The organism is Flavobacterium psychraerolatum (assembly GCF_025960985.1).
GTDB lineage: Bacteria > Bacteroidota > Bacteroidia > Flavobacteriales > Flavobacteriaceae > Flavobacterium.
This window is the reverse complement of sequence record NZ_JAOQMX010000006.1, coordinates 99,976-115,454: the sequence shown is the minus strand read 5'-3', so window position 1 is coordinate 115,454 and position 15,479 is coordinate 99,976. Positions and strand designations below refer to the sequence as shown.

Here is a 15,479-nt window from a genome sequence, read left to right as displayed (position 1 = left end):
TTTAATAACAGAAGAAGAGGTTTTAAGAGTAACAAATAAATTAAATAACAGACCCAGAAAAAGATTTGGTTTTAAAAGTCCAAATGAAATTTTTGTGCAAAAACTTAAACAATGTGCATAAGGTTGCATTTGTTAATTGAATCCACCAATTATACCACTGTTGAATATCAAAAAACCCAAACAGAGTACATCCATTTGGGTTTAAAAATAACCATTATTAGTAAGCATTAAGGCAGCCTTATTATTTTAAATGAGAACGCAACATCCAAGCTGTTTTTTCATGATGCTCCATTAATCCTGTAATATAATCGCTAATTCCATCAGCCATCATTTTGTCGGCAATCGGTTTTATCTGTTCTCTGATAAAAATTATAATGCTTTCGTGATCTTCTAATAATTCAGCGAATATACTTTGACTATCATTCTTTCCCTTTGTTTCTTCCGTAAGATGTGTCAATTCTAAATATTTCTTCAAAGTGGCAGGTACAAAATGACCTAATGCACGTATTCTTTCGGCTACGGTATCAACAGTCTCTTGTTGTTCTTGATATAACGTTTCTAAATATAAGTGTACGGAGTGAAAATCAGCTCCTTCAATGTTCCAATGGAAATTAAGTGTTTTTGAATACAATATAAATTCATCTGCCAATATCTTTGACAATTGGTCTGCTATTGCTTGTCTGTTTTCAGTTGAAATTCCGATGTTTGGAGTTTTCATTATTTTTCGTTTTAAATTTATAATTACTTAAAGGTAATGCACATCTAAAACCTGTAAAATGACTTAGGTCAGTATCCTCTATTTTATGATTTTTTTATAGAAATAATTATACACAACCTACCATAAAAACCCTTATTAAGTAGTGCGCACTGAATTAATCACCAGAGTTATATTCTATTATTACGGTAGATACCATTGCCTGTAAGATTAAAATTGGTATTATTATAAATATTAATTTATTTTATATTGTCTTTAAAAAAATCATTTAAAGAAGTTCCCATTTCATCCATATCGTGTTGGAACTCTCTCTCAAATTGAACTTCTTTATCTTTGGCAGCTTGGTCCATTTCTTGAACGTTTTCTTTCAATTCTTTTCCTTTTAAATCTAATTTTTCTTTTAATTCTTTATTCTTTTGCTCTAATTTATCTAGATTTTCACTCAATTTTGTTTTTCCTTCTTTGTCTGCTGTTGCTATTTTTGTTCTAAGCTCTTTAATCTGATAATTATAACTTTTGATCGTTAATTTTGATGACGCTTCAAACTTTTGCCAATCTTCACTCACGGTTTCTTTCGCATCTGTACCAGTATTCATTGCTCCTTTTTCTAAATCTTTATTCATCTCTGTCACATCAGCTTTGACAGCTTCTGCATCTTCTTTATTTTTTTTCCCACAACTTATTACAATTGTTCCAGCTAAAAGGGTGATTATGGCTAAGGATAAAATTTTTATTTTCATAATATATCGTATTAAATATTACTTTTTTGTTCTAATTTGTATTGTTTTTTCAAAATCATATTAGTGTCAAATTCGTACACTTGGAGCACTCCTGTTCCAACATTTACTTTGGGAATGGCAGAAGAGCTAATATTCTCAATATGTGCCATTAATCCTCTGATTGAATTTCCATGTGCAGCCACCAATACGGTTTTCCCTTTGACCAATTGTGGTACAATCACTTCAAAAAAATATTGTACTACACGCACTTCTGTATCTTCTAAGGACTCACTAGCTGGCAAGTATTTCTTATTGACATTCTTGTATAAAGGATCAAATTTTGGGTGCCTTTGATCTGTGATTGGCAAGATTGGAGGCGGAGTGCTAAATCCTCTTCGCACCTTTAAAAATAATTCTTCGCCAACGGCTGACTTTACCTCCTCTTTATTTAATCCTTGCCATGCACCATAATTCCGCTCATTGAGTTTCCAACTTTTGATGAAATCGATGTGCATCAGATTGGCATTTTCCAAAATAATTAATCCTGTCCGGATGGCTCTTTTTAAAAAAGAAGAATAACAAATATCAATAGAAATATGATGCTCCTTAATAATTTCACCCGCTTTATTTGCCTCCTCTATTCCTTCGAGAGCAAGGTCAACATCAGTCCAGCCTGTAAATATATTGGCTACATTCCATAAGCTTTTTCCATGTCTTACCAGTATGAGTTTGCCCATTTAATATTGGTTTAATATTAGATTAATCTGTAATTTATAGTACCAAATCACCTAGTAAGTGCGCTAATTTTTCTTGTTGCTTTTTTAACCTTCTTTTTATTCTGTTTATTTTGGCTTTGGCAAATGCATCTTCTATAGCGTTTTCATAATCTTCCAGACGGGATTTCAGCTTTTTAATTCTAGTTTTTGTTTGCTCTTCTACTTCTTTTAAAGTCGATTTCCTTTTTTCTTCAAAATCTGTAATTTTTGATTTTCTTTTTTCTTTTAAATCTGCAATCTTAGTTTTTATTTTAGTTTTTTCCTCGGCAGTAGCTTTTCGTAGTTTTGCACGCTGTCTTTCAATTTTAACTTCGAGATCTTCGATATGGTCATCAATATAATCGTCAAATTCAATTCCAGCCTCACTTCGTATAATCTCAGAGGCAAACGGTTTTAGCGCATCATCAATAAAGATAGTACTGTCTTCTCCTACCTCGGCAATTATTGCTATGGTTCCTACAACCATTTTATTGCTCACGCGTTCTACAAGTTCGTTTTCAAAATCATGACGGCTCACATCCCAAGCTGCTCCTGCAACTATACCTGTGTACATACCCACAAAAAAACCTATTGGACCAGCAAAAGCACCAAGCAGACCTCCAAGTGCCATACCTGTCAATGTTCTCCAACCTTCACCTTCTTCTTTATAGAACAAAACTTCGTAGAGATCATGGTCTTTTTTACGAATCATCATGTGTTCATAGAGTGTTATATCTCCATATCCATCCAATTCTTTTATTTTGTGTAAAGCTGCTATTGCATTTTCTTCTTCTGTAAACGGAATCACTATTATGTTTGCCATGATTGTTGATATTAAATATTACTTTTTTTTATAAATCACTTATTAAAACATTGATAAACAACTATTATTCAGTAGTTACTATTATTTTTTAGATAATAAAATAGCATGTTTCCAAACTTTCAATAACAAAAGTAGGTCGTAATAATGATTGTCACACTGACCTAGATCAGCCTCACAAAAAAGAAAAATTTAATGCGTATCTCATTAAAATTAGGACGATAAAGATTGAAGTAAAAATCCTCTTTCCTTTTCCATTTTTTTGGATTCGAAATGCATTATACAGTTAATCAATCTATAAAACTTACTAAAAAAAACAGTAAATAAAAAATGATAAAAAATACTATTTATTATTAGTCTAAATTAAAATAATTTCTATTTTTGCAAAATAAACATATAAATTATTTCAAAATGAACTTTAAATTATTAATTATAATACTTAGTTTATCTAGCACTTTTGCTTATTCTCAAACAAATTTGAGAGGTACTGTCAAAGATGAAAAGGGAAATCTATTAACTGGTGTTACAGTGGTATTAAGTGCCACCCAAGGAACAATAACAGATGCTTATGGTATATATAGTATTACAATTTTACAAAAAGGAAAATATACAATTAAAACCTCTTTCAATGGATTAAATCCACAATCTAAAACGATCAATGTTCTAGACCAGAAAGAAATAGTTATTGATTTTATGTTATCGCGCTCAAACCAAGAATTGAATGAAGTTGTAATTACTTCTAACAGAATGCGTGAAACAATAGACGAAGTACCCTCTTCAGTTTCCGTAATACCATTAAAGCAAATTGAAAATTTAGCTCAAACAAGTAATTCTGTTGCCGATGTATTAATGGAGATTCCTGGTATGGCGTTAAGTTCAAATCAAACGAGTAGTACAGGACAAACATTAAGAGGAAGAAACATGCTTATTTTAATTGACGGTATTCCCCAATCTACTCCGCTACGTTCAGGTGGAAGAGATGTAAATACTATTGATCCAAGTAGTTTAGAAAGAATTGAAATAATTAAGGGAGCTACTGCTATTTATGGAAATGGTGCCGATGGTGGAATTGTAAACTACATTACAAAAAAACCGAATACAACAAAAAAATTTGAAAGTACAACCTCAATAGGATCAGAAGGTTCACTGGTAGGCATTGCAAATACTGTAGGATCAAAAATAACACAAAATTTCTCAGGTAAACTTAATAAATTAGGATATGTTGTAAGTGGAACCTTTAGACAAATAGGTGTATATAAAGATGCTAACGGACTAGTGATTTCACCAAGTTATGGTTTAGGTGAAACCAGTCAATATACTTTATTCGGTAAAGCAAACTATGACATTAATGAGAAACAACAAATTGAATTAATGTACAATTATTTCAGTAGTAATCAAGATTCTAAATATACACCACAGGTTGGAGTTTATGGAGAAAGTCCAACTATAGGAATTTTAGGAGAGCAAATTGGTGTAGATCAAGGAAATAAATACAACCACAATGCACAGCTAACTTATAAATATGATGCAATTTTTGGTAAAACCGATTTTAGGTTGAATTTATACATGCAAGATTTTAAGACAATATACGGTTATTCTGATACTTTTTATGATCCTAACTTAGGTTATGATGGTGGTCAATCATTGATTGTTTCTTCTAAAAGAGGAGCGCGATTTAATTTTTCATCTCCCTACTCTTTTGGTAAGGTCGAAGGAAATGTACTTTATGGGATAGATATTTTAAATGATAAAACTTCTCAAGATTTAGTAGATGGAAGAAAGTGGACACCAGACATGAAAATGACCAACTTTGCTCCTTATGCACAAGTAAAAACACTTTACAAAAACGTTGTGCTAAAAGCAGGAATTCGATTTGAAAATATAAATATTGATATTCCAAATTATACTACAATCACCACATACAACTTGGGAGAAACTACCCCAAATGGCGGTGGTATTGCTATAAATGGTGGTACTTTAGATTACAATGCTACTACATTTAATGCCGGTTTACGTTATAATAAATGGTACTTTTTCAAACCTTTCGTTAGTTTTTCACAAAGTTTTTCAATAGCAGATTTAGGAAGAACACTTCGTTCTGCAACAGAAAATACGGTAAATAATATTAATTCAAAATCTGTTATTGCTAATAATTACGAAGTTGGTTTTAATAGCCATATTGGCAAAATTAATTTGAGTGGAGCATACTTTATTAGTACTTCTGATTTGGGTTCTACCTATAGTGAAACAGCGAGTGGTACTTTTATCATTCTCCGCCAACCAGAAAAAGTATATGGATACGAGCTTTCTTTTGATACAAAATTAACTAGATATGTAACTTTTGGAACTTCTATATCGCATACCGAAGGTAAGTTAGATAGTAAAGACAATGGAAATTATGATACATATATGGGAGGAGATAGAATTCCGCCAGTAAAATTAGTTTCATTTCTATCTTACAATTGGGATCGCAAATTTGATGCTCGCTTATCTATGATATATAGTGGGAATAGAGACCGATTTAATGCGCCTTATAGCTATGGAAGAGGCCCAGTAAACAATTTTACTACTGTAAATTTATCTACAAATTATCATATTACGCCATCTACTAAACTTAGTTTAGGAATTCGAAACTTATTAAACAAAGATTACTACACCTTGACATCACAATGGAATGCAAGGAGTTCAAATTATGTAAAGGCAAATGGAGCCCAGTTTAATGTTACACTAACTGCAAACTTATAAATCATTGAAGACTATGAATAACAGAATCCTATTACGATATCATTCTTTTTTAGGTCTTATTGCAGGAGTTTTTTTGTTTACTTTGGGTATTACGGGTTCTGTTTTAGTCTTTTCAGAAGATATTGATCTTTTGCTCTTTGATAAATATACAGCTACCATAAGTACTAATGAACTTCAGTTAGACAAGGCTATTAGTGAAGTTCAGAAAAATTTTCCTGGTTGGAGTACAAGAATTATCAATTTTGAAAGAGGGAAAATAATACAATTTGATTTAAGAAAACTTGATGTTAAGCAATATGTATTCTTGAATCCCATTTCAGGAAAAATAACAGCCGTTATTGACGCAAATAGTCAATTGACAAAGTGGCTTTTAAAATTTCACTATTCTTTACAAATAGGTATACTAGGAAAAATATTTATGTTTTTAGCGGGCATTGCTTTTTTCTTATCCTTAATTACAGGAATCGTTATTTATCGAAAAGTTATATTGAAAACACTGTTGTTCCAGAAAAAATTAAATAGAAGTAGTAAACAACGCTACTACTCTACTTTGCATCGCTATGTGGGTGTTTGGGCATTAATGTTAAATCTGCTCATTGTTCTTACAGGAATTATATTGTCATTTAATGTTGTTGCCTCAGGTTTACAAGAAACTTCGAAACCTACTGTTCCACTAATTAGAATATCAATCGAAAAGGTATTAGAAAAAGTCAAAAAAGAGTATCCAGATTTCACAGCCACATATATTAAACTTCCGTCTTCTGAAGATGGAAAAGTTATTTTGAATGGAAGATTTGCTGGAGATTCTTTTTATTTAAGTAAGTATTACAATAAAATTGCAATCGAATTCAAAACAGGCAAAATAGTGTCTGTCAGTAAAATTTCTGAATCTGATTTTATAAGTAAACTATTGAGCAGTATTTTACCAATTCATTCTGGTCATTATGGAAATTGGTTTATCAAAATAATCTATTGTTTCATTGGTCTTTCTGGACCTTTTTTATCAATAACAGGGTATTTTATATGGCTGAAAAGAAAAAAGGTAGTTTGATACAATTACTTTATCTATCGGTTAATTATTTTCATATATTTCTACTGTCAACAAGTCTCCCAGACTTAAATAGTTTTTAAAACTTTATTTTACAATATAAAAATGGAATATTTAATGCAGAATAAAATTATGGTAATCCTATTATATGAATTTAGGTCAATTGTTTTGGAATTATACAATTGTTTTACATAGGTCACACTGACCTAGATCAGCCTCACAAAAAAGAAAAATTTAATTTAATGCAGCATCTCGACAGTACTGCTGCATGGGGAATTATAGCGAACATACCCAATCGATTGAATAATATCACCATTAGAGCTCATAAATACAAACAGTATTCTTACTTGAAAAGGTTGACTACTAAATTAAAAATGGTAGTCAACCTTTTTTTTCTTCATTTTCGAAAAATAAAATACTTATTTTTTGAATTACATGTACTTTTCAAGGAATCTAAAAAACTCTTTTTTGAGTTCAGCATAAATATGTCTTTGGGTTTCTATTTTATCTCTAAATTCCAGATGTTCTTTTGTTGATTGAATATCTAAACCATCCTCATTTAAGGCACTTTGTCCAGCGATACGCTCCTCATGCTTTTCGATAATTTCTTGTAGATCCTCGATTACACCACCGTGCAACACAAATTCATTTTGATAATGCTCTAATTGAGCCAAAACATCCTTGTCTGTCCAGCGTGTCACGAGTTCACTTAATTTATTATTGAAGCACAGTAATTCATCTTTCCAAAAGGTTAGTTCCCCATTCCATTGTTCGTGTTCAAAGTGCATATTGGGGTTGTATAAAACTTCTTTTTCCATGATCTAGGTTTTAATTTACTATTTATCAAAAGTATCTCAATATTGCATTGTTGCAAATGACCTAGGTCAGCTATGAAATAGTAGTTTACGCTTTTGGAACTTGAAAAGATAGGGATCACGAAATGATGGGTACTGACTACCAACTAAATATGATAGTATTGAAACGGATAGTTTTGCACTTGCTTGGAAATATTGATTACAATTAAGAGGGTATTTATGGTTACCATTGCATAGCAATCACCAAATTGATTTGTCTCATGTGGGTACGAAATAAAATAATAAAAATAGCATATGATTTGCTATCTTCACTTCGAATAAATAAATACCATGTCCAAAATAAAAATAAACACATTTGGTGAAGGAATAGAAATCAGAAAACTGCATTTGGATTCCGAAACTTATTACAATTGGATAGCTATTGCAAAGAGGAAAAATCGTCCTTTGACAGATTTATTACTAGATCCCTTTTTTTATCACCAAGTTAAGGATGCAAGGTTTAAAGGCTTAAATGATATCAAAGCTACTCTAGTAACCGGTATGCAGAATACCACAAAAAGTCAGATTGAAATTTGGCACAACCGCAAAAAAGTATTAAAAATACAATCACATGAGTTATTCAATGAAATTGTATTGTTCCCATTATTTAAATTAGCCAAGAGTCAAAATTTCATTGACCATGATCTCGAAAATGGAATTTATGTAGTTCAAAAAACAATTGGACTGCTTCGCTTAGAACAATTTTCAACGGATACCCAGCAATTGAAGATGGACGATTTTACATTTTCTGTTTCTGAATGGGAGAATTCCAAATTTTTGACCGAAATAAAATATAAAAACCAAACATTAAATACTGTAAAAACCGACACTACGATTATAAATCAAACGGCTTTTGAGATCCAATAGATTGTGTATGACTTTTTACTTTTCGAAAAACTAAACCTTGAAAAAATATTCTAATGCTACTTATTTTATCAAATAGTGCTGTAACTATTGTCTGTTTTCATAATTAGGACAACCAAAGCATTCTACATTCAACTCAAATTGATAGGTTGCCGAAAGTTCATAAATACCTCCCGATTTTCCTATTTTTGAAGTACTAAAATCATGTGATAACCCAAATTTAAAATGTTCATACTGCAGTCCTCCAAAAACATTGACTGAGGTTATGAGATGACTATTACCCTATTTCCTCCATGGATTGGCAGCTGTAGAAACTCCAAACTATAGCGTTTTAAACATCAACTTACAACCAAAATCGAGTCGGTTGTACGATCCTTGGTTCCTATAATTAGCAGAGATTAAAAACTTGGTATCGTACGGAAAACCTCAACCGTAAACTGAAATTTAATCTATTTTCGAAAAAAACAAAATAGGCGATCTGATTTAACCACGACCAAAGTCCAATTTCTCATCGATAAATAAAGGCTAAACATATAGGGAAAGACCGCAAACATCTATTGCAATTTTAGTTAGGCTTCTGTTTTATGTTCTTTGCTGCATAGAAAACAAACTTTATCTGCATGAAACTATACCTAACACTATTGAGTCTCTTTTTTTTACAACTAAATTTTGCTCAGGTGATACCATCTCCAAAAATATGGACCTTGAACGATTGCATTACTTATGCGATTGAAAATAATATTACCATTAAAGAAGCCGCATTGAGTCGTAGCAGTTCTCAAGTGGACTATGAAAAATCAAAATCGTCTCGCCTACCCAACTTGTTTGGAACAGCAGTGCAAAATTTCTCGAATGGTAACGCCATCGATCCAATTACTAGTGCTTTTGTATCCAATCAAATAAACAGTACCAATTTTGGAATCAATAGCGCAATGACCCTCTACCAAGGTAACACAATAAACAATCAAATTAAGCAAAATGAACTGTTGCTCAATCAAAGTATTTTGCAAGAAGAGGTCGAAAAAAACAATATCGTTTTGAATTTATTAGAAACCTACCTGCAAGCCCTTTACAGCAAAGAAAGTATCGACATCGCACAAAATAATTTGACCGCCTCCCAAAAAGAGGTTTTGAGAGCCAAATCTAGACTTGATGCAGGATCCATTGCGATCAACGACTATACTGAAGCGCAAAGTCAAGCGGCTACAAACAAATATACTTTGATCACTGCCAAGAACACTTATCAACAATACATCATTAGCTTGAAACAATTGCTGGAATTGGGACCCAACGAAACTATGGAAATCGCAACGGTGACCGACTCGATTTTACGATCAGACAGTGAACAAAATAAAGCATCAGTTTATGAAAATGCTATAATTTTTTTGCCTGAGTTAGGCGTTAGCAGCCTCAATATAGCCGTAAATGAGAAAAAATTGGATATTGCAAAAGGTGCTTATCTACCCACCTTATCATTAACCAGTAGCTTAGGGACGGGATATACAAGTACAAATCTAAGTTCCTATTCTGATCAATTGAACCTGAATTTCAACCAGAGAGTGGGTGTATCACTTAGTGTTCCAATTTTTAATCGAAATGCTACCAAAGCCGCTGTAAAAACAGCAACAATCAATATTGAAAAGGCAAAATTACAAAAGCAAACTACCGAAAAAGCGGTGTATAAGAAAATAGAAACAGCCTATCAAAATGCAATGTCGGCTCAAGAACAAATTGCAGCGGCCGAAGCGGCACAAACAGCAGCAGAATCTTCTTTTAAATTGGCACAAAAAAAGTACAAATTAGGCGCACTGAGTACCACCGATTTGGTCATCAGTCAAAATACGTACACCAATGCACAACAAACCTTTTTACAAGCAAAATACTTACAAATTTTATACAATCAATTACTAGAATTTTACCAAGGAAACGAAATTAAACTTTAATCTACACGAACATGAATAAAAAGAAACTAATAATAAGCAGCCTATTAGTACTAGTAGCAGCTGTGATTGCCTTCATCTTTATAAAAAATGATAAGGCCGTTCTGATCGAAGCCAAAACTACTGCTGCAACAACTGGTACTGTAACTACCATGATTACTGCAACAGGAACAATTGAACCCATAACACAAGTTGAGGTAGGGACACAGGTATCTGGTGTGGTCGAAAAAATATACGTTGACTACAATAGCCCTGTAAAAGAAGGTCAGCTTATTGCAGAATTAGACAAGACGAATTTGAAAGCCGCTCTCACACAAGCACAAGCCGCTTATGACAATGCGCTTGGACAACGCACCTATTTGCAATCTGTTTTTTCGAGACAAAAAACATTGTATGACAACAAGGTGATTAGTAGAGTCGATTATGACGAAGCCTTCTATAACTTACAAACAGCCAAAAGTACGGTAACAGAGAAATTATCGGCTTTGCAACAATCCAAAACCAATTTGAGTTACGCCAATATTTACTCACCAATTGACGGTGTTATTCTATCAAAAGCAATTGACGAAGGGCAAACCGTGGCAGCAAGCTTTAGCACACCTACCCTATTTACTATTGCACAAGATTTAAAAGAAATGCAAGTGGAGGCCGATGTGGACGAAGCCGATATTGGAGATGTAAAAGTGGGACAAAGAGTAACATTTACTGTTGATGCCTATCAAGGACAAATTTTTAATGGTAAAGTGACACAAGTACGACTTGACCCTACTGTAACCTCAAATGTAGTTACTTATACCGTTGTCATAAAAGCCGAGAATCCAGATTTGAAATTAAAACCTGGATTGACTGCAACAATTTCTATCTACACCTTGGAGCTTAGCAATATCCTAACCACAGAGGCAAAAGCAATCAACTATTCCCCAGCAGATGAAACTTTGATGGCCTATTACAGACAACAAAATATAGCTCCCAAGCCCCAAAATAAAAACACAACAGCCAAGGGTACCGATCAAGTATGGGTTTATGGAGCCAACGGCGAAATTACTCAAAAACAAGTAACCTTGGGGGCAAATGATGGTGTTCATGTTCAAATTATATCAGGCGTTCAACTGGGTGACAAGCTGTTGTATAGTTTGAAAAAAAGTGTGGTAGCTGATGGTCAAAAAGATGCCGCAGGCGAAAGTCCGTTTATGCAAAAACGATCTAGGTAAGTAAAAAAAATAACACACTATGAGCAAAGACATTATAAAAATCGAAAACCTAAAACGCGAATTCACCATGGGTACCGAAACGGTTCATGCCCTCAAAGGCATATCGTTTACAATTCAGGAAGGAGAATTTGTGACCATTATGGGATCTAGTGGTTCTGGAAAAAGTACCATGTTAAACATTTTAGGTTGTTTGGACCAACCCACATCAGGATTGTATCAAATTGATGGTGTTCAAGTAAAGAATTTAAGTCGAAATGAATTGGCTACCATTCGAAATGAAAAAATAGGATTCATTTTTCAGTCCTATAATTTACTAGCTCGAACCTCAGCAATCGAAAATGTAGAATTGCCCTTGCTGTACAACAGTAAAGTCTCAACATCAGAACGCAGAGAACGCGCAATAAAGGCGCTACAAATGGTAGGTCTTGGTGATCGAATACACCATACTCCTTCTCAATTATCTGGAGGTCAACAACAACGAGTAGCCATTGCCAGATCACTGGTTAACAACCCCGTTATGATTCTTGCAGATGAGGCCACAGGAAACCTAGACACCCGCACCTCATACGAAATTATGTCGTTGTTTCAGGATTTAAACAAACAAGGTATCACCATTACATTTGTAACACATGAGCCAGATATCGCAGCATTTAGCAATCGTACAATTGTTTTGAAAGACGGAAACGTTATTCAAGATTTCCAAAATAAAAATGTCTTATCTGCTGCAGAGCAATTAGCCAAGTTACCACCCGAAAAGCATTAATTATGAGACTACTAAATTTATTCAAAATCGCTCTCAAAGCCATTGTACTCAACAAGGTTCGAACATTGTTGACCATGCTCGGTATCATTATTGGTGTAGCATCTGTAATCGCAATGTTGGCAATTGGAGAAGGATCGAAAGAAAGTATTCGTACTACAATATCCAACATGGGGTCGAATATGATCACCGTTAAACCAGGAGCTGATGAACGTGGAGGTGTTCGCCAAGAAGGAAGCACTATGGAGACCCTCACACTCAAAGATTATCTTGCCATAAAAGAACAATCAACTTTGTTGAGCAATATCACACCACTAGTAAACAGTAGCGGACAAGTGATTAATGGATCCAAAAACTGGCCATCTACCATTTATGGTATCAATACCGAGTACCTAGCCATAAAAACAACGGATTTAAAAAGCGGAAGTATGTTCACAGAGGATGAAGTGCAAACTGCTGCAAAAGTAGTCTTGTTAGGACAAACCGTGGTTGACAATGCCTTTGGAGAAGGAGTTGATCCCGTAGGTCAAATGATCCGCTTTAACAAAATTCCGTTTAAAGTAATAGGTGTACTCGAGGAAAAAGGAGAAAACACATTTGGACAAGATCAAGATGATGTGGTGATAGCGCCTTATACTACGGTACAAAAACGTATCTTGGCAATCGATTATATCAACCAAGTTGTGGCCTCTGCCATTAGTGAAGACGATGCGCCTGCTGCCGTAATACAGGTCACAGACATCCTACGTACACAACACAAACTTACCGAAAATGAAGATAACGACTTTGATGTAAAATCAATGGAAGAATTAATTTCAACCTTTAGTTCAACTAGTGAGATGCTAACGTTACTACTTGTTGCAGTAGCAAGTATCTCCTTGCTTATTGGAGGTATAGGGATTATGAATATTATGTACGTTTCGGTCAAAGAACGAACCAAAGAAATCGGTTTGCGTATGGCCGTAGGCGGTAAAGGATCGGATATTTTGATGCAATTTTTGATCGAAGCCGTTCTAATTAGTATTACAGGTGGACTACTTGGGGTTATTTTAGGTCTTGGAACAACCGTATTTATCGAAAAATTCTTAAATTGGCCCACTAGTGTGGCTTTATACTCTATCGTTGTTTCCTTTTTGGTATGTGCCGTTACCGGAATATTCTTCGGCTATTATCCTGCAAAAAAAGCTGCTGCTTTAGATCCCATAACCGCCTTACGATACGAATAAAATCATGTACAAGAACAACAAAATAAACATCTTTTCGCACCTACTAATTTGGTTTATCCTTTTTAGTATGCCCTATGTACTATCTCTTGGCAAGTCATCTGATTTGATTAGAACAATTGCTCATTTTTGGATTCCGATAGGGTTTTATGCTGTTATATTCTACCTCAATTATTTTGTGATTATCGATCGGTTTCTTTTTACTCGACGTACATTAGTATTTATTGGTGTCAATATGCTACTTATTACTTTTTTTATAATTTTAAAAGATCAAATAGATGATTCATTTTATCGTGAATTAATAAAAAAAAATGAATTTAATAAATCCGAAGGACCACCTTTTAGAATGTTTATGTATATTCAGATGCTATCTTATCTGGCTCCTTTGTTATTTGCAATAGCTATCAAAACTACCCAACGCTACATTAAAACTGAGGCAGATCACCAAGAAGCTGCGCAGTTCAAATTACAATCAGAGCTACAACATTTGCACTACCAGCTTCAGCCACATTTCTTTTTTAATTCTTTGAATAACATCTATTCTATGGTGGATATTTCACCAGATGAAGCCAAAAAAGCGATACATAGTTTAAGCAAATTAATGCGTTATATGTTGTATGAAACCAATTCTGAACTCGTTCCTTTGTCCAAAGAAACTGATTTTTTGAAGAAGTACATTGATCTTATGAAACTTCGGGTTTCCGAAAAAACGTCTGTATCATACCAATTCCCTACCGAAGCAAACTCGATTCAAGTCGCTCCTTTGCTTTTTATTTCTTTAATCGAAAACGCCTTTAAACATGGTGTCTCTGCTAATAAAGAAAGTCACATTAAAATTCAAATGACAACGCACCAAAAAACAATTTTATTTAGTATCGAAAACCAGAATTTCCCTAAACAATCGGATGATAAAAGTGGTTCAGGTATAGGCTTGACAAATCTTGAGCAGCGTTTGAAATTATTATACCCCAACAAACACACATTCAATACTTTAATAAAAGACGACTTATTTATCGTACAACTAGAAATCGAAACAACTTAGAAAATGAATAATCTAAAAATTAGCTGTATGATCGTAGATGACGAACCTATGGCGCTCAATTTGGTCGAAAGTTATGTAAACAAAACACCTTTTTTGGTACTCAAAAAAAAGTGCTCAAATGCAATTGATGCACTAGAATTTATAAAAGAAGAAACCGTTGATCTTTTATTTTTGGATATTCAGATGCCCGATCTAAGTGGAATAGAATTTTCAAAAATGATTCCGAAAACCACTAGGATTATATTCACTACCGCCTTTGATCAATATGCGCTTGAAGGTTTTAAGGTAGAAGCGCTTGACTATTTATTGAAGCCGTTTGACTATGCCGAGTTTTTGGCTGCAGCCAAAAAAGCAAGCACTTGGTTTTCCATGATAAACGGATCTAAATTAGCAGCAGCATCCGTCTCTGAGGAAAAAGAATTCTTGTTTGTCAAAAGTGAATACAAGCAGTTGCGCATTACACTTGCCGATGTATTGTATTTTGAAGGTTTAAAGGACTATATCAAAATTTGGTTGGTCAATAATCCTAAACCTATTTTAACGCTCATGAGTCTCAAATCATTGCAGGAAGAACTCCCAGAGAACACTTTTATGAGAGTACATCGTTCTTTTATTATCGCTTTGAAACATATTGAAGTGGTCGAAAGAAGTCAAATCATCATCAATAACCAACGAATTACGATTGCAGAACAATACAAACCTGGTTTTTTAGAATATATTAATTCAAATTCACTCTAAACGGATTTTATGTAGAACAAAAACCATCGGATTAATTCGTTCAGA

Annotated in this window: 14 protein-coding genes and 1 pseudogene; 10 read left to right on the top strand and 5 right to left on the bottom strand. The window is 33.7% G+C overall.

The features are described 5' to 3' along the window. A pseudogene (locus M2326_RS17625) lies at positions 1–121 on the top strand (IS30 family transposase); the annotation flags it as partial. 120 nt (positions 122–241) lie between these two features. On the opposite strand, the gene M2326_RS04305 reads toward M2326_RS17625, so the two are convergent. The 4 genes from M2326_RS04305 to M2326_RS04290 form a co-directional block, all read right to left on the bottom strand. Next, positions 242–718, bottom strand: a complete 477-nt coding sequence (locus M2326_RS04305; protein WP_264618320.1) for a Dps family protein — start codon at positions 716–718, stop codon at positions 242–244. 236 nt (positions 719–954) lie between these two features. Continuing rightward, positions 955–1,455, bottom strand: a complete 501-nt coding sequence (locus tag M2326_RS04300; protein WP_264618319.1) for a hypothetical protein — start codon at positions 1,453–1,455, stop codon at positions 955–957. Between the two features lie 11 nt (positions 1,456–1,466). Then, positions 1,467–2,171 carry a 2,3-bisphosphoglycerate-dependent phosphoglycerate mutase gene (locus tag M2326_RS04295; RefSeq protein WP_264618318.1) on the bottom strand — a complete coding sequence of 235 codons (705 nt, stop codon included), beginning with the start codon at positions 2,169–2,171 and terminating at the stop codon, positions 1,467–1,469. A gap of 34 nt (positions 2,172–2,205) precedes the next feature. Next, on the bottom strand, positions 2,206–3,012 hold the full coding sequence (locus M2326_RS04290) for a DUF1269 domain-containing protein (protein WP_264618317.1): 807 nt from the start codon (positions 3,010–3,012) through the stop codon (positions 2,206–2,208). A 408-nt stretch (positions 3,013–3,420) separates the two neighbouring features. Here M2326_RS04290 and M2326_RS04285 point away from each other — a divergent pair, with 408 nt between their 5' ends. Both M2326_RS04285 and M2326_RS04280 read left to right on the top strand, forming a co-directional pair. Then, on the top strand, positions 3,421–5,754 hold the full coding sequence (locus tag M2326_RS04285; protein ID WP_264618316.1) for a TonB-dependent receptor: 2,334 nt from the start codon (positions 3,421–3,423) through the stop codon (positions 5,752–5,754). Between the two features lie 13 nt (positions 5,755–5,767). Beyond that, positions 5,768–6,805: a PepSY-associated TM helix domain-containing protein gene (locus M2326_RS04280; protein ID WP_264618315.1), complete on the top strand. Its 1,038-nt coding sequence runs from the start codon at positions 5,768–5,770 to the stop codon at positions 6,803–6,805. Positions 6,806–7,233: 428 nt separating this feature from the next. Here the strand turns inward: M2326_RS04280 and M2326_RS04275 are convergent, their stop codons facing one another. Beyond that, positions 7,234–7,620, bottom strand: coding sequence for a hypothetical protein (locus tag M2326_RS04275; RefSeq protein ID WP_264618314.1), 387 nt, complete (start codon positions 7,618–7,620; stop codon positions 7,234–7,236). A gap of 327 nt (positions 7,621–7,947) precedes the next feature. Here M2326_RS04275 and M2326_RS04270 point away from each other — a divergent pair, with 327 nt between their 5' ends. From M2326_RS04270 to M2326_RS04240, 7 genes are all read left to right on the top strand, one after another. Continuing rightward, positions 7,948–8,523 carry a hypothetical protein gene (locus M2326_RS04270; protein ID WP_264618313.1) on the top strand — a complete coding sequence of 192 codons (576 nt, stop codon included), beginning with the start codon at positions 7,948–7,950 and terminating at the stop codon, positions 8,521–8,523. 617 nt (positions 8,524–9,140) lie between these two features. After that, complete coding sequence (locus M2326_RS04265; protein WP_264618312.1) at positions 9,141–10,463, top strand: TolC family protein; 1,323 nt, start codon at positions 9,141–9,143, stop codon at positions 10,461–10,463. An 11-nt stretch (positions 10,464–10,474) separates the two neighbouring features. Beyond that, positions 10,475–11,671, top strand: coding sequence for an efflux RND transporter periplasmic adaptor subunit (locus M2326_RS04260; protein ID WP_264618311.1), 1,197 nt, complete (start codon positions 10,475–10,477; stop codon positions 11,669–11,671). Positions 11,672–11,690: 19 nt separating this feature from the next. After that, complete coding sequence (locus tag M2326_RS04255) at positions 11,691–12,434, top strand: ABC transporter ATP-binding protein (RefSeq protein ID WP_264618310.1); 744 nt, start codon at positions 11,691–11,693, stop codon at positions 12,432–12,434. A 2-nt stretch (positions 12,435–12,436) separates the two neighbouring features. After that, complete coding sequence (locus M2326_RS04250; protein ID WP_264618309.1) at positions 12,437–13,657, top strand: ABC transporter permease; 1,221 nt, start codon at positions 12,437–12,439, stop codon at positions 13,655–13,657. 4 nt (positions 13,658–13,661) lie between these two features. Beyond that, the gene (locus tag M2326_RS04245; RefSeq protein WP_264618308.1) at positions 13,662–14,696 is read left to right on the top strand and encodes a sensor histidine kinase; all 1,035 of its coding nucleotides are present in this window, start codon (positions 13,662–13,664) and stop codon (positions 14,694–14,696) included. Between the two features lie 3 nt (positions 14,697–14,699). Then, positions 14,700–15,434 (top strand): LytR/AlgR family response regulator transcription factor, encoded by a 735-nt coding sequence (locus M2326_RS04240; protein WP_264618307.1) that lies wholly within the window; start codon positions 14,700–14,702, stop codon positions 15,432–15,434. Positions 15,435–15,479 lie beyond the last annotated feature (45 nt).

What these genes read in the sequence shown, in the direction of transcription:
- M2326_RS04240 (WP_264618307.1), top strand. Translation starts at nt 14,700, where the DNA reads ATGAATAATCTAAAAATTAGCTGTATGATCGTAGATGACGAACCTATG.
- M2326_RS04285 (WP_264618316.1), top strand. Translation starts at nt 3,421, where the DNA reads ATGAACTTTAAATTATTAATTATAATACTTAGTTTATCTAGCACTTTT.
- M2326_RS04290 (WP_264618317.1), bottom strand. Translation starts at nt 3,012, where the DNA reads ATGGCAAACATAATAGTGATTCCGTTTACAGAAGAAGAAAATGCAATA.
- M2326_RS04305 (WP_264618320.1), bottom strand. Translation starts at nt 718, where the DNA reads ATGAAAACTCCAAACATCGGAATTTCAACTGAAAACAGACAAGCAATA.
- M2326_RS04300 (WP_264618319.1), bottom strand. Translation starts at nt 1,455, where the DNA reads ATGAAAATAAAAATTTTATCCTTAGCCATAATCACCCTTTTAGCTGGA.
- M2326_RS04245 (WP_264618308.1), top strand. Translation starts at nt 13,662, where the DNA reads ATGTACAAGAACAACAAAATAAACATCTTTTCGCACCTACTAATTTGG.
- M2326_RS04255 (WP_264618310.1), top strand. Translation starts at nt 11,691, where the DNA reads ATGAGCAAAGACATTATAAAAATCGAAAACCTAAAACGCGAATTCACC.
- M2326_RS04265 (WP_264618312.1), top strand. Translation starts at nt 9,141, where the DNA reads ATGAAACTATACCTAACACTATTGAGTCTCTTTTTTTTACAACTAAAT.
- M2326_RS04260 (WP_264618311.1), top strand. Translation starts at nt 10,475, where the DNA reads ATGAATAAAAAGAAACTAATAATAAGCAGCCTATTAGTACTAGTAGCA.
- M2326_RS04295 (WP_264618318.1), bottom strand. Translation starts at nt 2,171, where the DNA reads ATGGGCAAACTCATACTGGTAAGACATGGAAAAAGCTTATGGAATGTA.
- M2326_RS04270 (WP_264618313.1), top strand. Translation starts at nt 7,948, where the DNA reads ATGTCCAAAATAAAAATAAACACATTTGGTGAAGGAATAGAAATCAGA.
- M2326_RS04275 (WP_264618314.1), bottom strand. Translation starts at nt 7,620, where the DNA reads ATGGAAAAAGAAGTTTTATACAACCCCAATATGCACTTTGAACACGAA.
- M2326_RS04280 (WP_264618315.1), top strand. Translation starts at nt 5,768, where the DNA reads ATGAATAACAGAATCCTATTACGATATCATTCTTTTTTAGGTCTTATT.
- M2326_RS04250 (WP_264618309.1), top strand. Translation starts at nt 12,437, where the DNA reads ATGAGACTACTAAATTTATTCAAAATCGCTCTCAAAGCCATTGTACTC.